This window comes from Halobacillus sp. KGW1 (assembly GCF_001592845.1).
Lineage (GTDB): Bacteria > Bacillota > Bacilli > Bacillales > Halobacillaceae > Halobacillus.
This window is the reverse complement of the sequence record NZ_LSOC01000002.1, coordinates 745,948-769,483: the sequence shown is the minus strand read 5'-3', so window position 1 is coordinate 769,483 and position 23,536 is coordinate 745,948. Positions and strand designations below refer to the sequence as shown.

Annotated in this window: 22 protein-coding genes; all 22 read right to left on the bottom strand. The window is 46.7% G+C overall.

The features are described from left to right. Nucleotides 1-26: 26 nt before the first annotated feature. The 22 genes from AXG56_RS04610 to AXG56_RS04505 all read right to left on the bottom strand — a co-directional run bounded on the left by AXG56_RS04610 (nt 27) and on the right by AXG56_RS04505 (nt 23,534). Nucleotides 27-305, bottom strand: a complete 279-nt coding sequence (locus AXG56_RS04610) for a DUF503 domain-containing protein (protein ID WP_008639623.1) — start codon at nt 303-305, stop codon at nt 27-29. After that, on the bottom strand, nt 302-2,344 hold the full coding sequence (gene infB, locus AXG56_RS04605) for a translation initiation factor IF-2 (RefSeq protein WP_008639622.1): 2,043 nt from the start codon (nt 2,342-2,344) through the stop codon (nt 302-304). Before infB ends, AXG56_RS04610 begins: the two co-directional genes overlap by 4 nt. 7 nt (nt 2,345-2,351) lie before the next feature. After that, nucleotides 2,352-2,666, bottom strand: a complete 315-nt coding sequence (locus tag AXG56_RS04600; RefSeq protein WP_008639620.1) for a YlxQ family RNA-binding protein — start codon at nt 2,664-2,666, stop codon at nt 2,352-2,354. Then, nucleotides 2,663-2,938: an RNase P modulator RnpM gene (rnpM, locus tag AXG56_RS04595; protein WP_008639618.1), complete on the bottom strand. Its 276-nt coding sequence runs from the start codon at nt 2,936-2,938 to the stop codon at nt 2,663-2,665. Before rnpM ends, AXG56_RS04600 begins: the two co-directional genes overlap by 4 nt. 14 nt (nt 2,939-2,952) lie before the next feature. Continuing rightward, nucleotides 2,953-4,062, bottom strand: a complete 1,110-nt coding sequence (gene nusA, locus AXG56_RS04590) for a transcription termination factor NusA (protein ID WP_062513415.1) — start codon at nt 4,060-4,062, stop codon at nt 2,953-2,955. A 14-nt stretch (nt 4,063-4,076) separates the two neighbouring features. Then, the gene (gene rimP / locus AXG56_RS04585) at nt 4,077-4,550 is read right to left on the bottom strand and encodes a ribosome maturation factor RimP (RefSeq protein ID WP_008639614.1); all 474 of its coding nucleotides are present in this window, start codon (nt 4,548-4,550) and stop codon (nt 4,077-4,079) included. 353 nt (nt 4,551-4,903) lie between these two features. Continuing rightward, a complete protein-coding gene (locus tag AXG56_RS04580; RefSeq protein WP_062513413.1) occupies nt 4,904-9,196 on the bottom strand; it encodes a PolC-type DNA polymerase III in 4,293 nt (1,430 codons plus the stop codon). Nucleotides 9,197-9,289: 93 nt separating this feature from the next. Further along, the gene (locus tag AXG56_RS04575; protein WP_026577455.1) at nt 9,290-10,993 is read right to left on the bottom strand and encodes a proline--tRNA ligase; all 1,704 of its coding nucleotides are present in this window, start codon (nt 10,991-10,993) and stop codon (nt 9,290-9,292) included. A gap of 82 nt (nt 10,994-11,075) precedes the next feature. Next, nucleotides 11,076-12,332, bottom strand: a complete 1,257-nt coding sequence (gene rseP, locus AXG56_RS04570) for an RIP metalloprotease RseP (protein ID WP_026577456.1) — start codon at nt 12,330-12,332, stop codon at nt 11,076-11,078. 108 nt (nt 12,333-12,440) lie between these two features. Beyond that, nucleotides 12,441-13,586 (bottom strand): 1-deoxy-D-xylulose-5-phosphate reductoisomerase, encoded by a 1,146-nt coding sequence (gene dxr, locus AXG56_RS04565; protein WP_062513411.1) that lies wholly within the window; start codon nt 13,584-13,586, stop codon nt 12,441-12,443. A 16-nt stretch (nt 13,587-13,602) separates the two neighbouring features. Beyond that, nucleotides 13,603-14,403, bottom strand: a complete 801-nt coding sequence (locus AXG56_RS04560; protein WP_008639604.1) for a phosphatidate cytidylyltransferase — start codon at nt 14,401-14,403, stop codon at nt 13,603-13,605. Between the two features lie 16 nt (nt 14,404-14,419). Further along, nucleotides 14,420-15,187: an isoprenyl transferase gene (locus tag AXG56_RS04555; protein ID WP_026577457.1), complete on the bottom strand. Its 768-nt coding sequence runs from the start codon at nt 15,185-15,187 to the stop codon at nt 14,420-14,422. Between the two features lie 154 nt (nt 15,188-15,341). After that, complete coding sequence (frr, locus tag AXG56_RS04550) at nt 15,342-15,899, bottom strand: ribosome recycling factor (protein WP_008639599.1); 558 nt, start codon at nt 15,897-15,899, stop codon at nt 15,342-15,344. Nucleotides 15,900-15,901: 2 nt separating this feature from the next. Further along, nucleotides 15,902-16,624 carry a UMP kinase gene (pyrH, locus tag AXG56_RS04545; protein ID WP_008639597.1) on the bottom strand — a complete coding sequence of 241 codons (723 nt, stop codon included), beginning with the start codon at nt 16,622-16,624 and terminating at the stop codon, nt 15,902-15,904. A gap of 107 nt (nt 16,625-16,731) precedes the next feature. Then, the gene (gene tsf / locus AXG56_RS04540; RefSeq protein WP_008639595.1) at nt 16,732-17,616 is read right to left on the bottom strand and encodes a translation elongation factor Ts; all 885 of its coding nucleotides are present in this window, start codon (nt 17,614-17,616) and stop codon (nt 16,732-16,734) included. Between the two features lie 137 nt (nt 17,617-17,753). Beyond that, nucleotides 17,754-18,491, bottom strand: a complete 738-nt coding sequence (gene rpsB / locus AXG56_RS04535; RefSeq protein WP_008639593.1) for a 30S ribosomal protein S2 — start codon at nt 18,489-18,491, stop codon at nt 17,754-17,756. A gap of 148 nt (nt 18,492-18,639) precedes the next feature. Beyond that, nucleotides 18,640-19,101, bottom strand: a complete 462-nt coding sequence (locus AXG56_RS04530; protein ID WP_008639592.1) for a hypothetical protein — start codon at nt 19,099-19,101, stop codon at nt 18,640-18,642. A 31-nt stretch (nt 19,102-19,132) separates the two neighbouring features. After that, on the bottom strand, nt 19,133-19,909 hold the full coding sequence (locus AXG56_RS04525) for a FliA/WhiG family RNA polymerase sigma factor (RefSeq protein ID WP_008639590.1): 777 nt from the start codon (nt 19,907-19,909) through the stop codon (nt 19,133-19,135). Between the two features lie 38 nt (nt 19,910-19,947). Beyond that, the gene (locus AXG56_RS04520; RefSeq protein ID WP_062513409.1) at nt 19,948-20,442 is read right to left on the bottom strand and encodes a chemotaxis protein CheD; all 495 of its coding nucleotides are present in this window, start codon (nt 20,440-20,442) and stop codon (nt 19,948-19,950) included. Beyond that, complete coding sequence (locus AXG56_RS04515; protein ID WP_008639586.1) at nt 20,435-21,064, bottom strand: chemotaxis protein CheC; 630 nt, start codon at nt 21,062-21,064, stop codon at nt 20,435-20,437. The genes AXG56_RS04520 and AXG56_RS04515 overlap by 8 nt, the downstream gene beginning before the upstream one ends. Further along, nucleotides 21,064-21,534 carry a chemotaxis protein CheW gene (locus AXG56_RS04510; RefSeq protein WP_062513407.1) on the bottom strand — a complete coding sequence of 157 codons (471 nt, stop codon included), beginning with the start codon at nt 21,532-21,534 and terminating at the stop codon, nt 21,064-21,066. Before AXG56_RS04510 ends, AXG56_RS04515 begins: the two co-directional genes overlap by 1 nt. An 11-nt stretch (nt 21,535-21,545) precedes the next feature. Beyond that, nucleotides 21,546-23,534 (bottom strand): chemotaxis protein CheA, encoded by a 1,989-nt coding sequence (locus tag AXG56_RS04505; protein ID WP_062513405.1) that lies wholly within the window; start codon nt 23,532-23,534, stop codon nt 21,546-21,548. Nucleotides 23,535-23,536 lie beyond the last annotated feature (2 nt).

Genomic DNA, 23,536 nt, shown 5'->3' with positions numbered 1-23,536 from the left:
CTTTATTCACCTCTTCTACACAAACATCAAAGCCATTCCAGATTCGTCTCTGTACGTTCGATCTCTGGGAATGAATCAATGAAAGAGAGAGCCTGCTGCATCGTCTGTTCTGCGACCTTCTTACTGCTCGCAATCGTAACAAGACCGAGGCGGGTCCGCTGCCAGAGATCCTGGAACTCCAGTTCACTGACAGCGATGTTAAACTCATTATGAAGCCTCGTCTGAATCCTCTTCAATACGGCACGCTTCTCTTTCAAGGACTGCGCATCATAGATAAAAGCATCCACTTCTGCGCTTATAATCATGCGCGCTCAATTTCCTGCATTTCGTATGGTTCAATAATGTCTCCGACTTTAATGTCGTTGAAATTCTTGACCGTAATTCCACACTCATATCCTTGGGCTACTTCTTTTGCATCATCTTTAAAACGTTTCAATGCATCGATTTCACCTTCATAAATGACGACACCGTCACGGATGACGCGGATACCGGAATGGCGTGTAATCTTACCATCTGTGACATAAGAACCGGCGATTGTACCGATTTTAGACACTTTGAAGATTTCACGAACTTCCACCTGACCGATAATTTTTTCTTCGTACTCCGGATCAAGCATACCTTTCATCGCTGATTCAATTTCTTCCATCACTTTGTAAATGATATTGTGCAGACGGATTTCTACATCCTCGGACTCCGCTGCTTTTCTAGCATTCCCGTCTGGACGGACATTGAAACCAATAATGATGGCATTGGATGCGGATGCAAGTGTCACATCGGACTCTGTAATTGCACCTACACCTGTGTGAATGATCTTAACTTTGACGCCTTCCACTTCGATCTTCTCCAAGGAACCTGCAAGTGCTTCGACAGAACCTTGCACGTCCCCTTTGACGATCAAATTGATTTCTTTGACATCTCCCTGCTTGATCTGTTCAAACAAATCATCAAGGCTGACTTTAGCTGTAGCGGAACGATTTTCCTCCAGCTGTCTTTGTGCACGAGCTTCCCCTACGGAGCGGGCTTTCTTCTCATCGTCAAAAACCAGGAAGCGGTCGCCGGCCTGCGGTACGTTGTTCAAACCGGTAATTTCAACAGGTGTCGATGGACCAGCAACTTTAACTCGGCGGCCGATATCGTTGACCATGGCACGTACACGTCCCCACGTATTACCTACAACGATAGAGTCACTTACGTTAAGGGTACCGTTCTGTACAAGAAGGGTCGCAACCGGCCCACGGCCTTTGTCAAGTTCCGCTTCAATTACAGTACCATATGCCGGACGTTCAGGGTTTGCTTTTAATTCTTCCATCTCGGAAACAAGTACGATCATTTCCAGGAGATCATCGATTCCTTCACCTTTAACGGCAGACATCTTCACGAAGATCGTCTCTCCACCGAAATCTTCGGCGATGAGTTCATATTCCATCAATTCCTGCATCACGCGCTCAGGATTAGCACCTTCTTTGTCCATCTTGTTCACAGCTACGATGATTGGTACTTCCGCCGCTTTCGCATGGCTGATTGCTTCTTTTGTTTGAGGCATAACTCCATCATCAGCTGCTACGACGAGAATCGCAATGTCAGTTACCTGTGCACCGCGGGAACGCATACTTGTAAACGCAGCGTGACCAGGGGTATCAAGGAACGTAATTTTCTTATCGTTTTCTTCAATTTGGTAAGCACCAATGTGCTGCGTGATTCCTCCGGCTTCGCCTTCGGTTACCTTCGTATTACGAATCTGATCCAGAAGCGTCGTTTTACCGTGGTCAACGTGACCCATGATCGTTACAACCGCCGGGCGCTCTTTCAAGTCTTCAGGTGCATCGTCAAACGTCATGTTCTCGATATCTGTTTCATCAACGATGATTTCTTCTTCCACTTCGACATCAAATTCTGTACAGATAAGCTCAATTGTATCCGCGTCCAATTCCTGGTTTTTCGTAGCCATGACGCCAAGGAACATAAGTTTTTTGATGATTTCAGAAGAATCTTTGTTCAGTTTATCAGCAAGTTCCCCTACAGTCAGGCTGCCTGCGAACGTAATCTTCTCAGGCATCTGTTTCTTAGGCTTCCTCTGCTGCTGTGGCGCCGGCTTTTGACCTTTGTTACGCTGGTTTTTGTTGTTATTATTCGGCTTCTTGCTGTTGTTCTTCGGAGCGTTTCCTTTAGAGCTGTTAGCTTTCTGCCCTTTGCCGAAAGCCTTATCCAGCTTTTCTGCAGCTCCATCTTCTAATGTGGACATATGGTTGTTCACTTCTATATTTAGATTCTGCAGTTTCTCAATTACCTGCTTGCTTGATAGTTCATTTTTCTTTGCATATTCGTATACGCGAATTTTACTCATAAATCTTTCACCCCCGAATGGATTCATCGAGCAGCGATTGCAATTTCTCAGCGAATCCTTTCTCTAGAACTGCGATCGCGACTCTCCCTGTCTTTCCGATGGCCTGGGACAATGTTTGGCGATCGTCCACGGTATAACAAGGTATTTCATAAAAGCTGCACTTGTCTGTGAGCTTCTTTTTCGTTTGCGGGCCGATGTCTTCTGCAATGAGAACCAGTTTCGCCCGTCTTTTCTGGATATCACGGACGATGGATTCCTCGCCAAGCGTACATTTACCGGCTCTCATGGCCATGCCGAGCAAGTTCAAATATGGCTTGTTCATGCTCGTTCTGCCTGCACTATATCTTTAAGTTGTTGATAAATGCCGGCATCGACATCTGCTTTCAGATGGCGGTTGAGCACCTGGCCCTTTTCCGCCTTTGCTATGACGTCGAGATCTTTCGTTAAATAGGCGCCTCGGCCGTTCTTCTTACCGGTATCATCAACAAAAATTTCTCCCTCTTTATTGCGGACAATCCGGATCAACTGTTGTTTCGGCACCATTTCCTGTGTCACGACGCACTTTCTCATGGGTTGTTTCTTGGAATGGGTCATCGTACCACCCCTCCTTATTCTTCAAACAAATCTTCGTCAAGGTCAGATGCGTCTTCACCTTCAGAGGAAGCTTTAGTCAGGATTCCCTGTTCAAGCGCTTCACTCTCACTCTTTATATCAATTTTCCATCCTGTCAACTTGGCTGCCAGGCGTGCGTTCTGCCCGCGCTTACCGATTGCCAGGGAAAGTTGATAATCCGGAACGATAACGGTCGTTGCTTTATCCTCTTCATTTACGAGGACTTCGATAACCTTAGATGGACTGAGAGCGTTGGATACGTATTCTACAGGATCTTCGGACCACTGCACGATGTCGATCTTTTCACCCTTCAGCTCATTGACGATTGCCTGTACACGCTGTCCACGCTGACCGACACAAGAACCGACCGGATCGATTTCCTGATCTTCTGCATAAACGGAGATCTTCGAGCGGTCACCTGCTTCACGCGCTACGGATTTAACTTCGACCGTACCATCATAGATCTCCGGCACTTCCATTTCGAACAGGCGCTTAAGCAGTCCTGGGTGTGTTCTTGACACATAAATATGAGGACCCTTGTTGCTGTTCTCTACTTTCGTGACGAACACCTTGAGGCGGTCATGCACTTCGTAAGTTTCGGTAGGCATCTGCTCTCCCTCAGGGAGACGGGCTTCGATCTTGCCTAAGTTGACATAAACAAAACGCGGGTCTTTACGCTGAATGATACCCGTCATGACGTCTTCTTCGCGATCGACGTACTCTCCGTAAATAATACCTCGTTCTGCTTCCCGTACGCGCTGTGTTACCACCTGCTTCGCAGCCTGTGCTGCGATTCGACCGAAATCCATGGGCGTTACTTCAAGCTCTATAACATCTTCCAGCTGATAGTTAGGATCGATGCCTTTTGCTTCTTCCAAGGAAATCTCCTGTTGTGGATCCATAACCTCTTCCACAATTTCTTTACGAGCAAGCACCTTCATGGCACTTTCCTGCTCATTAATATCCACACGTACGTTCGTTGCAGAATTGAAATTTTTCTTATATGCAGAGATCAAAGCTGCTTCCAAAGCTTCAAGCAACAGGTTTTTGTCGATGCCTTTTTCCTTCTCTAGATAATCCATGGCATCAAATAGTTCACTACTCAACGGTTTTCTCCCCCTTAATTAAACGTGACAGCCAGATTTGCTTTTGCAATTTTAGCAAATGGTACGTCCAACTGTTTCTTTCTCGTCTTGATGGTGATTTCGACGGAAGCGACCCCATCCTCAAAGGCTGTAAGTGTCCCTTCGAATTCTTTCTCTCCATCAATCGGTTCGTATAGTTTCATATAGACATATTCCCCGACGTACTTCTTAAAGTCGGCTTCCGTTTTCAACGGTCGCTCTGCACCTGGTGATGCGACTTCTAGAAAGTAAGGAATTTCAATTGGATCTTCTTCGTCCAATTTCTCACTCAGCTGTTCAGATACTTGTCCGCATTCTTCTATGTCGATGCCGCCTTCTTTATCAATGAAGACTCGCAGATACCAGTTCTGTCCTTCTTTCTTGTATTCCACGTCGACAAGCTCCAAATTCATTTCATCCAATATAGGCTGAACGAGACGTTCAGTGACGGATGTGACATGATTACTCATGTTCTTCCCTCCTTCAATTGCAATGCTTTGCTTCTATTAGTATTGCATGGATTTGCAGATTTCATAGCCGTTTATCTAAGTTGACTAAAAAGCATTACGCAGGTTCAGGCATATACGTAAAATGTCACGAGAAACCGCTATGACATAAATCATAGCGGTTCGTCTCGTGGGCATCCAAGCCCCTGATGCATCGAAGTTTAACCACAAGCAAGAGCCTGGAATATGACGAAAGAGTGGGTTTCCCCACTCTTCCGCCGTTCGTATCGCTCTTCTCACCATTAGAAATATATCATACATGCTTCATTTATGCAACACATGAAGAAAATGACACGGGCTCTCACAAAGCAGGAAGATTAGAATAGAGAAAGCTGGTTTTCTTCCGGCATCCCTTCCAAACAGCCAAAGTTATCCAAGTATTCGAGAACGGTCTTAGAAATACGGCTGCGTTCCCTTAAATCCTGTTTGGATAAGAATTCGCCTTCTTTCCTTGCATTTACAATATTGATCGCGGCATTCGTTCCAAGTCCGTCCACAGCGTTGAATGGCGGGATCAGATAATCTCCTTCTACTAGAAAGTCTGTAGCGCTCGATTGGTAAAGGTCCACATTCTTAAACCCATACCCACGTTCCGCCATCTCAAGGGAAAGCTCAAGAACAGTCAATAAGCTCTTCTCCTTCGGCGTTGCGTCAAGGCCTTTCCCTTGTATCTCCTGAATTCTCGAGCGGATAGCGTCCGCTCCTTTCATCATCGTTTCCAATTCGAAGTCGCTTGCCCTAACTGTAAAGTAAGCAGCATAGAAGTAAATGGGATAATGAACCTTGAAGTAAGCGATTCGGACCGCCATCAGGACATAAGCTGCTGCGTGGGCTTTAGGGAACATGTATTTGATCTTTTTACAGGAGTCGATATACCAGTCCGGCACCCCGTGCTTCTTCATCTCTTCGATCCACTCATCCTGAAGCCCCCGTCCTTTACGGACAAACTCCATGATTTTAAAAGCAAGAGATGGATCGAGACCCTTGTGCATCAAATAAACCATGATATCGTCCCGGCACCCGATAACTTCCGGCAATGTACAAATACCGTCATTAATCAACTGTTCCGCATTTCCAAGCCATACATCCGTCCCGTGGGACAGACCTGATATAATAACTAGCTCGGCAAACGTCTTCGGTTTCGTATCTTCAAGCATCTGCCGGACGAAGCGTGTACCAAATTCCGGTACTCCCAGCGTCCCTGTCTTACACATGATCTGTTCTGCTGTTACACCAAGTGCTTCCGGTCCGCTGAAAATCTTCATCACTTCCGGATCGTCGACAGGTATTTCCTTCTGATTGATTCCACTTAAGTCCTGAAGCATGCGGATAACCGTCGGATCATCGTGCCCGAGAATATCAAGCTTCAGCAAGTTGTCGTGGATGGAGTGGAAGTCAAAGTGGGTCGTTCTCCACTCGGATTTCGTATCATCCGCCGGATACTGGATCGGAGAGAAATCATAAATTTCCATATCATCCGGAACAACGATGATCCCGCCGGGGTGCTGTCCGCTTGTCCTTTTGACACCTGTACAACCCTGGACGAGCCTGTCTATCTCTGCATTTTTATATTGAAGCTGATGGTCTCCAGCATAGCCTTTCACGTACCCATAGGCCGTCTTCTCCGCAATCGTACCGATCGTACCCGCCCGGTACACACTATCCTCACCAAACAACTCTTTCGTGTAGTTGTGGGCATGGGGCTGATATTCCCCGGAGAAGTTCAAGTCAATATCCGGAACCTTGTCCCCTTTGAAACCAAGGAACGTTTCAAACGGGATGTCCTGACCGTCTTTTTTAAGGGATGTACCACATTCCGGGCACTCTTTCTCCGGAAGATCGAATCCACTCCCCACAGAACCATCTGTGAAGAATTCATTGTATTGACAGGATGGACAAACATAGTGAGGCGGGAGTGGGTTCACCTCTGTAATATCGGTCATCGTAGCAACAAAGGAAGAACCGACGGAACCACGAGATCCCACTAGATAACCGTCCTCAAGCGATTTCGTTACAAGTTTCTGGGAAATCAAATAAATGACCGCAAAACCGTTACCGATAATACTGTCGAGTTCTTTTTCCAGACGCTTAACAATCAGGTCCGGTATCTGTTCGCCGTATATGCTGCGGGCTTTGTTATAAGACATCTCCCTGATTTCCTGCTCCGCCCCTTCGATATTCGGGGTGTACAGGTCATCTTTTACGGGTTTCACATCTTCAATCAACCCGGATACTTTATGGGTGTTGTCGACGACCAGTTCCTTCGCTTTATCCTTACCTAGAAACGACAATTCTTCTATCATCTCGTTGGTTGTCTTGAAATGGACTTCAGGAAGAGTTTGGCGGTTCAAAGGATTTCCGTTCTGGGAGGAGACGAGAATCTGCCGGTACTGCTTTTCATGCGGCTCCAGGTAGTGGGTATTCCCTGTAGCGACGACCGTTTTTCCAAGTCTTTCTCCCATAGCGACGAGACGCTTAAGAATATCCAGCACCTGCGCTTCTGTCTGAACGAGATCTTTCTCAATCAGGTGATTGTAGTTTCCTGGAGGCTGGATTTCAATGTAGTCGTAGAATTCGGCAACCTTCTCTGCCTCTTCCTCCGACTTCTGCATGATCGTTTCAAACACCTCACCTTTATCACAGCCGGAGCCGATCAAAATCCCCTCTCTATATTTAGACAATAGAGAACGGGGGATGCGCGGTACACGGTAAAAATAGTTAACATGTGCTTCTGATACGAGCCTGTAAATATTCTTAAGACCAGTACTGTTTTGAGCTAGAAGCGTACAATGAAAAGGCCGGGAACGTTGATAAGCTTTCCCTTCCCCCATATAATCGTTTAAGTTCTTATGGTTGGTAATTCCTCTTTCAAACGCACGTTTTAACAATTTCCACAAAAGATAACCGGTCGCCTCGGCATCATAAATCGCACGGTGGTGCTGAGTAAGTTCAATATCAAATTTCTTACACAACGTATTTAAACGGTGGTTCTTAAGTTCTGGAACAAGAAAACGGGCAAGTTCAAGCGTATCGATAACCGGGTTCTTTGCTTTTCCATAATCAATACGCTTGAACCCTGCATTTAGGAATCCCATATCGAAACTTGCGTTGTGGGCGACGAGAATATCGTCTGCCATCCACTCATGGAAATCCTTCAGGACGTCCCCGATCTCCGGCGCATCCCTTACCATATCGTCCGTAATACCAGTTAAATCGATTGTCGTTTGAGACAGCGGGTGATGAGGGTTTGCAAAGGACTCAAAGCGATCGATGATCTCTCCGCCCTTCACTTTCACTCCTGCAAGCTCAATAATCTGATCATATACGGCAGACAGTCCGGTAGTCTCTACGTCAAAAACGACATAGACATCGTCTTCGAGCTCCCTGTCCTGGGCTTCATAAGCAATGGGCACCCCGTCATCAACGAGATTCGCCTCCACACCGTAAAGGATTTTTATGCCGTTCTTCTGGCCGGCTGCGTAGGCATCCGGGTAGGCTTGGACGACGGCGTGATCCGTAATGGCTACCGCCTCATGCCCCCAATCTGCCGCCTGTTTGACGAGACGGGACGGAGCAACAGGAGCGTCCATCGCACTCATCGTCGTGTGCGCATGCAATTCAATCCGTTTCTCCCCTTCTGGTGCTTCGTCTCTGCGGAGATTTGGTTTCACTTCATTGATGTCATTAGCCATCATCGTCAATTCATTCGTGAAATTATCGGTCTGGATACTTCCCCGGGCCTTTACCCACATGCCTTTTTCCACATGCTTGAACATTTCTGCATGATCATCGCCGCGGGAGAACATCTTAATGGAGAAGGAATCACTGTAGTCCGTAACTTTCAATAGAAGCAGGTGTCGACCTGAGCGAAGTTCCTTTACTTCTACATCAAACACGTACCCCTGTACAGCAAGCTTTCTCTCTTCTTCCAGAATGTCCGACATCATCACAATATCATCCTGAATCTTATACCCGATTTCAAGCGGCCCTTTCGGTTTTGTATCATCCTTCTCTTTTGCGCGTTCTTCCTGTTCTTTAACCGCTTGCTGCACAAGAATTTTGTCTTCTTTCTGCCGCTCTTCCTGGAACTTCTTGATTTGTTCCTTCTCCTCTTTCACACGTGTCGACAGCATATATGGCGGAAGCCCTGTGACGGAACAGAACTGCTTCAGCGGTTCTTCGAGATTCTTTTGGACCGCGTGGCTTTCTGCAAGATTCCTGCAAGTTAACATAATCTTATTTCCGTTAACCTCAGGCTGTTGTTCCATAAGTAAGTCTTTGTAACCAGGCGTCAAATTCTTCAGAGTACGGATGAACGCCTGCCAATATTCCAAAACGTCTGATGGTGTCAATTCTTTTTCTGTCGTTTCCATCGTCCAGGAAACCTCTGCAATGGCGCGGAACGCGCTCGTAAGTTTGGACGTAAACAATTCATAGACAGACGGCGGCAGCGGTTTAGGCAGTTGAAAATGAAAGTGCCATACTTTCCTTTCCCGATAAACGACCACTTTTTCGAGACGGCTGTCTTTGAAATGAGGCTCAATCAAATCATGAGGAAATTGGATCTGTTCCAGCAGATAGTGCATTTTCTCCTGATTGGATACGCTCATAAGGGTTCCTCCTCTTCCACAGAACACAGGTCATCATGGAAATACCCTTGCTAAAGTTTCTCGCAGCAAGGGTATGTGTTCTCCAATCGATTCTTATGCCTGATACCAGTTTTTCACATAGTCGATGATTTCATTTGTTTCCAAGTCCTTCTGTTCTCCGGTTGCACGCTCTTTCAGTTCAACCACTGCTTCAGGAGCACGCTTTCCTACCGTTATCCTGAGCGGGACACCGAACAGGTCACTGTCTGCGAACTTGACTCCGGCACGTTCTTTACGATCATCATATAGGACCTCGATGCCCGCTTCAAGCAGCATCCCGTAAATTTCTTCTGCCAAATCCTTCTGCTCCTGCTTCTTCGGATTCATGGATAAAAGATGAACTTTGTAAGGAGCGATATTGGCCGGCCAAGTGATGCCGCGCTCATCATGATATTGTTCCACAATGGCAGCTACTGTCCGGGAGACACCGATTCCGTATGATCCCATGATCATTGTTTTCGCTTTCCCCTGATCATTTAAGAATGTCGCGTTCATGCGTTCCGAGTAGAATTCGCCCAGCTTGAACACGTGACCAACCTCGATTCCCCGCGCGAACTTAATGGAACCCTCACCGTCCGGGGAAGGATCCCCTTCCTGAATGAAGCGAAGATCTGCATACTGCTTCACTTGGAAATCTACACCGGGCGTTGCGTTTGTGTAATGATACCCTTCCTCATTTGCCCCACAAGAAGCATTAACAAGTGCTTCCACGGCAAAGTCTGCTACAACATCCACGTCCTCCGGCACATTAACCGGTCCAAGAGAACCGAAACCCGTTCCAAGGAGCCGCTTTGTATCTTCTTCCGATGCTAGTTCTACGACACCGGCGTCATACAGATTTTTCAACTTCACATCGTTGACTTCGTGATCTCCGCGTGTAATAACCATCACAAACGCTTCGTCCACTTGGAAAAGGATCGCTTTCATACCCTTATCGAGATCATGACCAAGGAAGTCCGCGACTTCCTTCATCGTTTTCTTACCTGGTGTTTCGACTTTCTCCATTTCTTTGGAGGCTTCCTTGGACTTCTCGTATTTAGTCACGACCGGTGCCATTTCGATGTTCGCTGCATAACGGGACGTATCGGAATAAGCGATCACGTCTTCCCCTACTTCCGACAGCACCATGAATTCATGCGTGTCCTTCCCTCCCATTGCTCCAGAGTCAGCAATGACCGCTCGGAAGTTCAAGCCTAAACGGCTGAAAATATTAGAGTAAGCCTGAAACATTTTGTCATACGTTTCATCAAGGCTTTCGTACGATTCATTAAACGAGTAAGCATCCTTCATCAAGAATTCACGGCCGCGAAGCAGTCCGAATCGAGGACGTGCTTCATCACGGAATTTGTTTTGAATTTGGAAGACGGTCAGCGGCAGCTGCTTGTAACTTTTCACCTCATCACGGACAAGGCTTGTGATTACTTCCTCGTGTGTGGCACCCAGCGCAAATTCACGGCCGTTTCGGTCATGCATCCGCATCAGCTCAGACCCGAAGGTTGTCCAACGACCACTTTCTTTCCACAATTCAGACGGCTCAAGAGCGGGCATCGCCATTTCGTGAGCACCGATTTTCTCCATTTCTTCACGTACGATAGCTTCTACTTTATTCAATACACGTTTGCCGATTGGTAGGAAACTGTAAATTCCAGATGCAATCTGGCGTATGTAACCTGCCCGGACGAGCAGCTGGTGGCTCTTAATATCCGCATCAGCCGGGTTTTCTTTCAACGTTGGAATTAACATTTGACTTTGTCTCATAGTGACACCTCAGTTCTTGATTAATAAAAGAAGCTAGAAGCCTAGGAATCAACCTGTACCTGAAGGCTTCCAGCCATATTTTCTATAAAAATAACCGTTGAATGTCGTTCCAGGTGACGACAAGCATCAGCAGGAACAATAGTGCGAAACCGATGAAATGGACCATACCCTCTTTTTGAGGATCGATCGGCTTTCCTCGGATTCCTTCTAATCCAACGAACAACAGACGTCCGCCATCCAGTGCCGGAAGCGGCAGCAGATTGACAATCCCCAGATTGATACTAAGGATCGCCGTCCACATGACGAAATTCGTGAAACCTGTCTGGACGACCTGGTCGGTGGCATCATAAATGCCGACAGGTCCGGAGAGCATATCAAGCGAGAACTGGCCTGTTACAAGCTTTCCGAGATTCGTAAGGATAAGCGTGGACCACTCGTAGGTCTGCGTGAATCCGAACGTCAGCTTCTTAGCGAAAGAATCCTCAAATGCCCTTGAAACGCCGACTTGACCGATGGTAATATCCTGCGCCTCTACCGCAGCAGGAGTAACATTCACTTCCTGCGTTTGGTCATTTCTCTGAAGCGTAAGTGCAACTTCTTCATCCGGATGTTCGCGGATGATCGTCGTGAATTCTTCCCACGTGTCGACAGACTGTCCGTCGACAGCAGTCACTCGATCACCAGCCATTAACCCCGCCTGGTCTGCAGGCGAATTGTCCTGTATGGTACCAAGCTTCGCTTCATCAGACGGCACACCCTGAGCAAATCCAAGGATCAGGAACAGAATAATGGCTAGTACAAAGTTCATTAAAGGACCGGCGAATAGCTGCATCGCTCTCTGCGGCACTGTTTTGGATGCGAATTGACGATCGTATGGAGCAATCTGCGTTTCCTTCTCATCCATGACGAACATCGCCTTCGGATCGACTTCAAAGAAAAGTTTCTCGTCCTCATCGATTTCATACCCTTCAATCAGAAGGTTATGATCGAGATCTGCTTTTTCCACTTCGATGACTCTCGCGTGTGGATGCTTCGACTTGTTGTTAACGATGATCCGATTCACTTTTCCTTCCTGGTTGAATTCAAGACCGATATGGTGACCGGCTTTCAATTCAACAATTTCGGGATCCTCCCCTGCTACCCGAACGTACCCACCGACCGGCAGCAGCCGAATGGTGTATAGTGTTTCGTTTCGAGTGAAGGCGAAGATCTTGGGTCCGAAACCGATCGCAAATTCACGGGCGAGCATCCCTGCACGCTTAGCGAAAATAAGATGCCCCCACTCATGAACGAAAACCAAAAGCCCGAACATGAGTATAAATGCAATCACGGTAGTCAAATGAAGCACCTTCCTTCTTTTATGGCATTGTTATCGAGCAGACTCGTCCGCTTTACGGCTCCAATCTGCAGCAGCCAGGAAAGGCGAACACCTTTCCCATTAAAACCGTTATACAAGAAAAGAACGGACGCTCTTTCTCGTTTCCTCATCTATAGAAATTATGGTAGACAAGTCCGGGTTATGAATCCTTGTGTGGTTTTCCAATGCTTGTGCAATGTATTTCTCAATATCGAGGAAGGATATTTTGCCTTCCAGGAAAAGCTGCACCGCTTCTTCATTTGCTGCGTTAAGCACCGTCGGCATCGAACCACCCGAAGCTCCTGCTTCATACGCCATTTTCAAACAAGGAAAACGTGCAAAGTCCATTTTTTCAAAATGAAGCGCAGCTATCTCTTCAAGGTTTAACGGCTTCGTAATCGGAAGCTCTTTCCGTTCCGGATATGTCAATGCATACTGGATCGGCACTTTCATATCCGGTGTTCCGAGCTGGGCAATCACGCTTCGATCGGAGTATTCCACCATGGAATGGATGACGCTTTCTCTATGAAGAATAACATGAATCTGTTCATAAGGTACACCGAAAAGCCAGTGTGCTTCGATCACTTCAAGCCCCTTATTCATCATGGATGCAGAATCAATGGTGATTTTAGCTCCCATACTCCAATTCGGATGCTTGAGGGCGTCTTCCACTGTTACCCCTTTTAATTCTTCACGTGTCCGGTCCCGGAAGCTCCCACCGGAAGCGGTGATGATCAGTTTATTTATATCTTTTGGATTCTCCCCGTTCAGGGACTGGTATATGGCAGAATGCTCACTGTCTACCGGGAGAAGTTCAACGCCGTACTTCTCTGCTTCTGCCATTACTAAATGACCGGCTGTTACCAAAGTCTCTTTGTTGGCAATCGCAATTACTTTCTGAGCCTGAATGGCTTTCAACGTCGCCGGAAGTCCAACACTTCCCATGACGGCATTGACTACTACATCCACAGCATCGGCTACACCGGCTTCAATTAAACCCTTGGATCCAGAAAGGACAGAAATACCTTCTATTTCTTTCTCCAGCTTGTCTTTGGTCTCTTCATCCTGAACGACTATCATTTCAGGCTGGAATTCCTTGATGAGCGGCAAAGCTTTTTCAATATTCCTTCCGAACGCCATTGCGTACAGACGGAACTCGTCGGGATGCAGTCGGATGACATCGAGGGTTTGAATACCAATGGACCCTGTCGCCCCGAGCAGTGCTATTTGTTTCATCTCTCATACTCCCCCTTTAGACCGTAATGAAATTAATTAAATGGAGGATCGGCAGAATAAAGATTAAACTGTCGAATCGATCAAGCACGCCTCCATGTCCAGGGAGGATTTTCCCGGAATCTTTAACGGCATAATGTCTTTTAAATGCAGATTCGACCAGATCACCGATCTGTCCTGCAATAGAAACCAATATCGTGACAAGCAGGATGACGATCAAAGAATGATCAAGTGGATAGACCCACTGAAACAGGACGGCTACGATGCAGGCAAGTACGATTCCCCCGATCGATCCTTCAATGGTCTTCTTCGGACTGATCTGCGGCCAGAGCTTGTGCTTTCCAAATGAACGGCCGAACAGATAAGCACCTGTATCCGTCGCCCAAACAACAAACAAGGAGAAAAACACATATTCAAGTCCCGCCTGTTGTGTTTCGATCAAATAATTAAATCCCATTCCGATGTAAATGGCGGACAGCAGGAGAAATCCGGCATCATCGAAAGTGAAGCGGTTCTTGACGAGTACCGTGTAGCTCAACAACACTAAAACGGCCAGAAGAGTTATTTCGGACTTCGTAATTAAATCCTCATCCGCCACAATACCGTCAAACACTTCATAAGGAAACATAAGCGCCCACATAAGCAGGAGACCAAGTCCTGCAGCGACTGAATATCTAGCGATTTTTTTCATACGTATGAGTTCCAGCAAAGCGATACTCGCAATGATGTACACGAACGCCTGGAACGGCCATCCTCCGAGCATGATGATCGGAATAAAGATCAATGCGGCAACTACTGCTGTAATGGTTCTTTGCTTCATAAAGATTAATCACACCTTATACTCCGCCGTAACGACGTTTACGATTTTGAAAATCATAGAGAGCTTTCTCAAAATGGCTCTCATTGAAATCAGGCCAATATACTTCAGTAAACCAAAATTCTGCATAGGCGAGCTGCCAAAGCAGAAAATTACTAAGCCTCTGTTCCCCGCTTGTACGGATCAGGAGGTCCGGTTCAATCAAGTCGGAAGTATAAAGCTCCTTACTGAAAACCTCTTCATTAATATCTTCCGGGACCAGTTCACCTGACTGGACTTTGGAAGAAATCTGCCTGACTGCCTGCACCATTTCAAAGCGGCTGCCGTAGTTGAGTGCAAAGTTAAGAATAAGTCCATCGTTGTTCTTTGTTTTTTCCATCGCTTCTTTGACTGCCTTTCTCGTATGAGGTGGCAGGACATCAAAATCTCCGATGGTCTGGACCCGGACATTTCTCTCGATCAGTTCAGGCAAATATGTATTTAAGAAATCAACAGGAAGCTTCATCAGGAAATCGACCTCTTTTTTCGGGCGTTTCCAATTTTCAGTTGAAAATGCATACAGAGTGAGAACCTTCACGCCGATATCGGACGCATAACGCACGATCCGTTTCACTACTCCCATACCTTCCTTATGCCCGGCAATTCGCGGCATTCCACGGTTCTTCGCCCAACGGCCGTTTCCATCCATGATGATTGCCACGTGCTCCGGAATATGATCGTAATCGAGCCCGAGCGGCTGGGATTTCGGTTGTTTTTTTCTTTTGGCAAATGGAAACTTGATTGGCATGTTGAATCCTCCAGTCCGTTTCTTCCATCTTTCTATTATATACTATATTTCGACGATATGTCGTTCTATATGATGGAAACAAAATGAAAGCCGCGCTGCCAAACATCTACAGCGCGGCTTATACACCTCAAGGCATATGAGTTCAGGAAGAAGATCAAACTTCCATGATCTCTTCTTCTTTCGTTTTGGCCAACTCATCGATTTTGACGATGTGCTGATCCGTTACCTTTTGGACATCTTCCTGATAAGATCGAAGATCATCTTCTGTGAGTTCGCCGTCTTTTTCAAGTTTCTTCAGTTTGTCGTTGGAATCGCGGCGGATATTACGAATTTGTACTTTCGATTCTTCCGAGTACTTGCCTACTACTTTGGCAAGGTCCTTACGACGCTCTTCTGTCAGTGCAGGAATGTTAATTCTGACAACATTTCCGTCACTGGATGGAGACAACCCAAGGTCCGCTTTCTGGATTGCTTTCTCAATTTCAGCAATCGCAGTCTTATCATATGGTGTAATGACAAGCAGACGTGGCTCTGGTGCGGATACTTGTGCAAGCTGGTTCAACGGCGTCGCAGCTCCGTAGTAGTCCACATACACATTGTCAAGGATAGATGGATTGGCGCGTCCGGCACGAACTGTCGCCAACTGGCGAGAAAAAGCTTGTACCGCCTGCTCCATTTGTTGTTTTGTCTCATTAATCACGGCTTCAGACATGATTATTTCCCCCTCACGATCGTTCCAATATTTTCGCCCATTACGGCCTTTTTGATATTACCGTCTTCTGTAATAGAGAATACCAATAAATCGATATCGTTGTCCATACATAGGGAAGATGCAGTGGAATCCATGACTCCAAGCCCTTCGTTAAGGACGTCCATGTAAGAGAGCTGGTCGTACTTGACAGCATCTTCATTCAGTTTTGGATCATCTGTGTAAACACCGTCAACATTATTCTTCGCCATAAGAATGACGTCGGCTTCAATCTCAGCAGCTCTCAAGGCCGCTGTCGTATCCGTAGAGAAATACGGATTACCTGTACCCGCAGCGAAAATGACGACACGCTTTTTCTCCAGGTGGCGGATCGCTTTTCTGCGAATATATGGCTCGGCTACCTGTCTCATTTCAATAGATGTCTGAACACGGGTCGGAATACCGAGGTTTTCCAGGCTGTCCTGCAGTGCAAGAGAGTTCATAACCGTTGCGAGCATTCCCATATAGTCGGCATTCGCACGATCCATGCCCATTTCTGCACCGACTTTTCCGCGCCAGATGTTTCCGCCTCCGACGACGACAGCAACTTCTACTCCCAGTTCCGCTACTTCTTTCACTTGTCTAGAGACAGACTTGATGATGCTCGGCTCCAATCCGAATCCTGCCTTACCACTCAAAGCTTCTCCACTTAATTTTAATACGATACGACGATAACGAGCTGTAGTCATAGTAACCTCCCGTGAATTTTGCTATTCCTGTTTGCTTGCACATCTGCCACTATGTAGCATGTTTGAAAATAGGGAACACCGACAGTGTCCCCTACTCTTCACTATCCTTATTTTTTAACTTGGCTCATTACCTCATCAGCAAAGTTTTCTTCACGTTTCTCCATACCTTCTCCTACTTCGAAACGATCGAAACCAGTGATTTGTCCGCCTGTAGAAGCGACGAACTGTTTCACTTTCTGGTCAGGATCTTTAACAAAGCTTTGGTCGAGCAGGCAGATCTCTTCGAAGAACTTGTTGATGCGTCCTTCTACCATTTTCTCAACGATGTTGGCAGGTTTGCCTTCGTTAAGCGCCTGAGTCTTAAGAACTTCGCGCTCTTTGTCTGCTTCTTCGGCAGGGATTTCATCACGGGATACATAACGAGGACTTACAGCCGCTACGTGCATCGCAACGTCTTTAGCTGCCGCTTCGTCTGTAGAACCTTCAAGGACGGTAAGGACACCGATGTTCCCACCCATGTGAAGGTAAGCACCAAACGCATCGTTATCTGTTTTTTCTTTGATTACGAAACGGCGAAGGGAAAGCTTTTCACCGATTTTCGCTACGCGGTCTGTAATGTAGCTGCTAAGAACTTCTCCATCACCGTGAAGTTTCTGTTCAAGCGCTTCTTCTACAGTAGCCGGCTTTTGGTTAACCAGGTGTTGACCAAGTTCTTTCAAAAGCTCTTTGAACTGGTCGTTCTTTGTTACGAAGTCTGTTTCACAGTTCACTTCGAAAAGAACAGCCGTGTTCCCTTGGATTTCAATTGCAGCAGAACCTTCTGCAGCGATACGATCTGCTTTCTTAGCAGCTTTGGAGATACCTTTCTCACGAAGCCACTCGATCGCTTTGTCCATGTCACCATCAGTTTCTGTCAGCGCTTTTTTACAGTCCATCATACCTGCGCCAGTTTTTTCACGAAGTTCTTTTACCATTTTTGCATTTACAGCCATTGTTAAAGCCTCCTTGTTAATATACAAATCGAAGCCGCTTCTCTGTCCTGGTCAAGGATGAGAGGCGGAATATTAAAGAAAGTCTCTTTAAAAAAGGTGATAAAGGTACGTCCCCTTATCACCTTTTTGACCCTTTTTTACTCTTGAGCAGCTTCTACTGCAGCTTCTGTTTCTTCCGTTGTTTCTGTTTCTTCCCCTTGTTTCGCTTCAAGAACAGCGTCTGCCATCTTGGAAGTCAACAATTTAACGGCACGGATTGCGTCATCGTTTGCTGGGATGACATAATCGATTTCGTCTGGGTCACAGTTAGTATCAACGATACCTACAACCGGGATATTCAATTTATGAGCTTCAGCGATTGCGATGCGCTCTTTACGAGGGTCAATGACAAACATTGCATCCGGAAGGCTCTTCATTTCTTTAATTCCGCCTAGGAATTTAACAAGACGATCTTTCTCTTTAAGCATGTCGACAACTTCTTTTTTAGGAAGTACGTCGAACGTACCGTCTTCTTCCATACGCTCAATATCTTTCAAACGATAGATACGTTTGCGGATTGTTTCGAAGTTAGTAAGCGTTCCACCCAACCAACGTTGGTTGATGTAGTACATGCCACAACGAGTAGCTTCGTCGCGGACAGTGTCCTGCGCTTGTTTTTTCGTACCTACGAAAAGAATGTTACCGCCGTCAGCAGCGACCTCTTTCACGTAGTTGAATGCCTCGTCTACCTTCTTCACAGTTTTCTGAAGGTCGATGATGTAAATCCCGTTACGCTCCGTGAAGATGTATTTCTTCATTTTCGGGTTCCAGCGACGGGTTTGGTGTCCGAAGTGAACACCAGCTTCTAGCAGCTGTTTCATAGAAATTACTGACATGTTAGTTCCTCCTGTTAGGTTTTTTTAGTATCCTCCGCCTCTATCATTTCCTCTAGTGAACTCTTCTTGTGAAGAGCAACCTCACCGGAGAATCCAAAGGCGTGTGTATTGACACCGTCAGTAAATATACCACAAGAGCGGAGGACGTTCAAGTTTTTTCGCTAGTTTTTTGGCTCCATTTGTACAACAGCTCCACTTCGGTCTTTCCTCTATCTAATTTCCGGGCTGTTTCTTCAATGGTAAGGCCGCTCTGCATCATGTCGATCACCTGCGACTGCAGGGAACGCTCATAAATAACTTCTGTTCCTTCTACAGGGACGGGGGGAGTATAAACCGGAGCACTCTCCCGAATAGATGCTTTCGCTTGGTGCTCATCGGTGTATGTGACCGGCTTTTGTTCCGGAGTATTTGCCACCCATGCCATCAAACGCTCATTCTCATCTTTCAGCTCTGCTAAATAGGAAGTAAACAGGTCGTCTATTTCAGAAGCGGTCTCTTGCTTCTGCTCTTCCAGTTCCCCTGCCTGTTTGACTCGCTTCATCAGTATAAAAATAGCATAAAGCAGCACCCCGTCGATCAGGAAGCTTATGGATAATAGAAATCCTGTCATCTAATCACCTGTCAATTCTGTTGATATTCCGTCATGCTTCTATCATCTCCCGTAGGGAATGACGCAGTTTATATATTGCTTTCGCATGAATTTGCGAGATTCTGGACGTGGTCAGCTCCAACACATGACCAATTTCCGTCAACGTCAGTTCTTCATGGTAAAACAAACTGATTACCAGCTGCTCCTTTTCATTCAACTGCCGTATTTCTTTTGCAAGCTCCTGGAAGTTTTCTTTTCGTACAATGGAGTCCTGTGGTGTCCGGGTCTGTTCATCAGGGATGGAGTAGCCGATTCCTTCTTTATGATCTTCCCTGCCGTCTTTCGGTTTTTCTTCCATAGACAGGACGTTCGCATAAAGAGAGTCTTTCACGATCTCTTCCACTTCTGCCTGCGTGACCTCAAGCTCTGCAGCCACCTCCCATGAGGTAGGAGGACGCTGCAGTTTCTGCTCCAGCCTTTCTGTCGTCTGTTCCACCTTCTTAGCTTTGTCCCGGACAGATCTTGGGAGCCAGTCCTCTTTTCTGAGACCGTCCATAATGGAGCCCCTGATTCTGAAAGATGCATAGGTATCGAATTTCAAATCTCTTGTCGGATCGAACTTCTTCAACGCATCGTAGAGACCGAACATGCCCAGGCTGCGGACATCATCTTTGCTCACGCTTTTTGGAAGGTGGGCAGATATCCTTTGTACGTGGTAATTTACAAGATAATCATATCGCTCGACTAAGTGGTTGACAGCATCTACGTCCTGCTTCTTCGTCCAAAGTTCCCACCACTGTTGTTCCTGAGGAGATAAACAGCTGGCCATTTTCATCCTCCCCGCTTGTTTATTGGATCGTTGTCCCATTATATAATCCGTTCCCCCGCCCCGACCGTTCGTATCTTAAGGGCATTGGTGAAAGGATCGAATTCAATTGTTCTTCCTTTTGATCCCCCAACGTCTGCTGCGACAATCGGAATATGAACCTTTGCGAGACACTGACGTACCGCTTTGACGTTCCTCGGCCCAATCCGCATCGTGTCATTTGCCTCCCCGAACTGAAACATTTGTGACCCACCGGCAATTTTCGCTTTAACCTTATGTAGGGGAACACGCTGCTCTTTTATTAGTCGGCAGAGATCTTCTACAGCTGTATCTGCATACTTGGCCCGGTTCCGCGCATTCCTTGAAACCGTCGAATCCGGCAGCATGATATGACCCATGGCCGCGAACTTTGACCTCTCTTCGTAAAGGACGATTCCGACACAAGAACCAAGTCCCGACGTACGAATCGTGTCCGGAGCTTTCACACCAGCCATCTCCCCTATCCCTACACGTATGAGCATCCCTATCTCACCCATCCGCTTGAATTCCCAACGACTTAAAAATACGGTCATAGGATACAGGATCCGGAAAGAAGAAAATGTGCCCTTTCATCGATTCCGCTTTCTCGCGGTCCACCAGAACCGTCTCTATAACCAGAGCAGTGTCCCTGTCAACGGCAATTCGAACCAGCCCTTCACTGAGGACGGCACCTGCCATATCCTTGGATAAAGAAGGAATGGACGGGTACATCGTGAGTGCTGTCATTTGGTTCAATGCTGCTAAATACGAGCCGGACAAAATGTTCCCAAGTTCTTTGACGGCAGATACAGCCAGCGTCGGATCGTTCCTATATGACTGCCCGGCCGCAAAAGTCAAGTGGTCTGCGAACATGGCGGCTTGTTTAGGAGAGAAAAGAAAGAACATATATCCAGAGGCGTCGCCGTGGATTTGCAGGCAGACTCCTACCACTTCTTCTTCGCTCCCTCCAGCAAGTTTCAGCACCTCATCGAAACCAGCAGCATGGACATCGGGAACATGCATGTCAAAGCCTCTGCCCAGAAGACGGGAAAGGGCCGTCGCAGCATGTCCGGCGCCGATCGTCCCTATCTCCCTCCACACGTCTATGTGTGCCTTAGTATAGCTGAAGCTATCCTCCATTAATTTCCAGCCTTTTGTAAGCTCTTCGCTTCTTCTTCTGAGAGGATTTTCTCCAAATTCAACAAAATGAGAAGCCTGTGTTCCTGTTTAGCAACACCCTGTATATATTCCGCCTCTACGGTACCGACAATCTCAGGCGGTGGTTCGACTTCCGTTTCGTCCAGGTCAAGCACATCATTCGCTGCATCCACAATCAACCCGACATTCAGCTCTCCCACCGTTACCGTGATAATCCTCGTTCTCTCATCAGCTTCTTTGAACGGCAGGCCGAATCGTTCTCTAAGGTCAATGACAGGAGTGACTACTCCTCTCAGATTTAAGACACCTTTAACAAATGCACTTGTCCCCGGAACACGGGTGATCGGCATCATTCTTTCTATAGAACCTACTTGATCAACCGGGACCGTATATTCTTCATTATTGATTTGAAAGACGATGACTTTCCTAATGGATCGGCTTTGTTCCGTCATTTCTATCCCTCCTATTTAATTAGTGCATTGCTGTCCAGAATGAGCGCTACCTGTCCATCCCCAAGTATTGTAGCCCCCGAGATGGCGAATACACCGGAGAGGTACTCTCCGAGTGATTTCAGCACGACTTCCTGCTGTCCAATGAACGTATTGACAACGAGAGCTGCCATTTTTTCTCCTTTTCGAACGATAACAACGGAATAATGCTCCTTTTCTTCCAGCGATTCCGGTACATGAAGGATGTCTTTTAAGAAAACAAGTGGAACGACCCGCCCGCGGAAGTCGATGACCTTCTTATTGTGAGCATGGAGGATGTCTTCCTTCTTGACAATCGCGGTTTCTATTATAGAAGAAAGCGGAATTGCGTACTTCTCTTCCTGGACTTCCACAAGCATGACGGAAATAATGGAAAGTGTCAGAGGAAGCTGAATAGAGAATCTGCTCCCTTCTCCGGAGACACTCTCAATCGTGATGGCTCCCCCCAGAGATTCAATCGTATTCTTTACGACATCAAGGCCGACTCCTCTGCCGGAAACATCAGAAATAGTATCAGCAGTGGAGAAGCCGCTTGCCATGATCAACTCGAACACTTCCGAATCCGTCATGGTTTCCGCTTGTTCCCGTGTGATTATCCGGTTACCAACAGCTTTTTCAATTACCTTATCCCTATTTATTCCGGCACCGTCATCCGTAATTTCGATGAACACATGGTTTCCGCTGTGGTAAGCCTTGAGCTCCAAACTTCCTGCCGGGGGCTTCCCTTGCGCTGTGCGGATTTCCGGACTTTCAATCCCATGATCAAGCGCATTACGAATAAGGTGGACAAGCGGATCACCGATTTCGTCAATGACGGTTCGATCCAGCTCCGTTTCTGCTCCAAGTATGGAGAGATGGATCTCTTTATGGAGATCCCTTGAAAGTTGACGAACCATTCTTGGAAAGCGATTAAACACCTGTTCAACAGGCACCATACGCATATTTAAAATGATGCTCTGCAGATCACCGGAGATCCGGACCATCCGCTCTACCGTTTCCTGAAGCTCGTCATGCTTCATTTCATTAGAAATTTGTTCCAGCCGCCCACGATCGATGACAAGTTCTTCAAACAAATTCATTAATGCATCCAATCGGTCGATATTGATTCGTATCGTTTTATTTCCAATCTGCTTCTTCTCTGATTCTAACTCTTCCTTCGTCTCTTCTTTTCGTACTTCTTTTATCTCCTGCGCCTTTTTTTGTTCAGGAAGCTCATAAGGAGAAACGTCCACTTGCTCCACTTCCGAAACCTGAAGAATTTTCTCCTTTACTTCCTCCGCCGGTTCTGTTGTCGTCAGCAAGACGGTGAACTGTTCTTCGAAGGCTTCATTCTCCAAATCTTCTGCAGAAGGATTCGTTTGCAGCACTTCCCCTATTTGTTCGAGAACTTCAAATATCATGAACACGCGGACCGACTTGAGCAGGCAGTCCTCCCTTAAACGAACCCGAACCTCATAATTAATATGTCCCTGCTCCTCCGCTTGGCGAAGGACGGCGGAGGTATATTCATCAACCTTTGGAAGACCCTGCTCGGGCAGGGGATCGGCTGTTGTCGCAGCCGCTTCATCCAACTGACCAGCCGCAGTGCCTTCCTCTATGGATTGAAGCATGCGAACGACTTTCTGCACATCCCTCTCTCCATTTCCTCCATTGGCTATATCCACGACCATCGCTTCTAAATCATCAACGGAATCGAAGACGACATCAAGGACCGGACCATCAACGATAATGTTCCCGTTGCGAACGGCGTCCAGGACGTTTTCCATTTTATGTGTCAGATCAGAGAGATCCTGATACCCCATCGTGGCAGACATTCCTTTCAACGTATGAGCGGAACGGAAAATTTCATTAACAATGCTTAAATCCTCGGGATTCTTTTCTAGTACGAGCAGGTGGTCATTAATCGCTTGCAAATGCTCTCTGCTTTCATCGAGAAATACTTCTAAATACTGATTCATTTCCATTG

Coding starts and splice junctions, on each gene's coding strand:
- AXG56_RS04610 (WP_008639623.1), bottom strand. CDS start 305: ATGATTATAAGCGCAGAAGTGGATGCTTTTATCTATGATGCGCAGTCC.
- infB (WP_008639622.1), bottom strand. CDS start 2,344: ATGAGTAAAATTCGCGTATACGAATATGCAAAGAAAAATGAACTATCA.
- AXG56_RS04600 (WP_008639620.1), bottom strand. CDS start 2,666: ATGAACAAGCCATATTTGAACTTGCTCGGCATGGCCATGAGAGCCGGT.
- rnpM (WP_008639618.1), bottom strand. CDS start 2,938: ATGACCCATTCCAAGAAACAACCCATGAGAAAGTGCGTCGTGACACAG.
- rimP (WP_008639614.1), bottom strand. CDS start 4,550: ATGAGTAATCATGTCACATCCGTCACTGAACGTCTCGTTCAGCCTATA.
- AXG56_RS04580 (WP_062513413.1), bottom strand. CDS start 9,196: ATGAGCGTATCCAATCAGGAGAAAATGCACTATCTGCTGGAACAGATC.
- AXG56_RS04575 (WP_026577455.1), bottom strand. CDS start 10,993: ATGAGACAAAGTCAAATGTTAATTCCAACGTTGAAAGAAAACCCGGCT.
- dxr (WP_062513411.1), bottom strand. CDS start 13,586: ATGAAACAAATAGCACTGCTCGGGGCGACAGGGTCCATTGGTATTCAA.
- AXG56_RS04560 (WP_008639604.1), bottom strand. CDS start 14,403: ATGAAGCAAAGAACCATTACAGCAGTAGTTGCCGCATTGATCTTTATT.
- AXG56_RS04555 (WP_026577457.1), bottom strand. CDS start 15,187: ATGCCAATCAAGTTTCCATTTGCCAAAAGAAAAAAACAACCGAAATCC.
- frr (WP_008639599.1), bottom strand. CDS start 15,899: ATGTCTGAAGCCGTGATTAATGAGACAAAACAACAAATGGAGCAGGCG.
- pyrH (WP_008639597.1), bottom strand. CDS start 16,624: ATGACTACAGCTCGTTATCGTCGTATCGTATTAAAATTAAGTGGAGAA.
- tsf (WP_008639595.1), bottom strand. CDS start 17,616: ATGGCTGTAAATGCAAAAATGGTAAAAGAACTTCGTGAAAAAACTGGC.
- rpsB (WP_008639593.1), bottom strand. CDS start 18,491: ATGTCAGTAATTTCTATGAAACAGCTGCTAGAAGCTGGTGTTCACTTC.
- AXG56_RS04530 (WP_008639592.1), bottom strand. CDS start 19,101: ATGACAGGATTTCTATTATCCATAAGCTTCCTGATCGACGGGGTGCTG.
- AXG56_RS04525 (WP_008639590.1), bottom strand. CDS start 19,909: ATGGCCAGCTGTTTATCTCCTCAGGAACAACAGTGGTGGGAACTTTGG.
- AXG56_RS04520 (WP_062513409.1), bottom strand. CDS start 20,442: ATGGGTGAGATAGGGATGCTCATACGTGTAGGGATAGGGGAGATGGCT.
- AXG56_RS04515 (WP_008639586.1), bottom strand. CDS start 21,064: ATGGAGGATAGCTTCAGCTATACTAAGGCACACATAGACGTGTGGAGG.
- AXG56_RS04510 (WP_062513407.1), bottom strand. CDS start 21,534: ATGACGGAACAAAGCCGATCCATTAGGAAAGTCATCGTCTTTCAAATC.
- AXG56_RS04505 (WP_062513405.1), bottom strand. CDS start 23,534: ATGGAAATGAATCAGTATTTAGAAGTATTTCTCGATGAAAGCAGAGAG.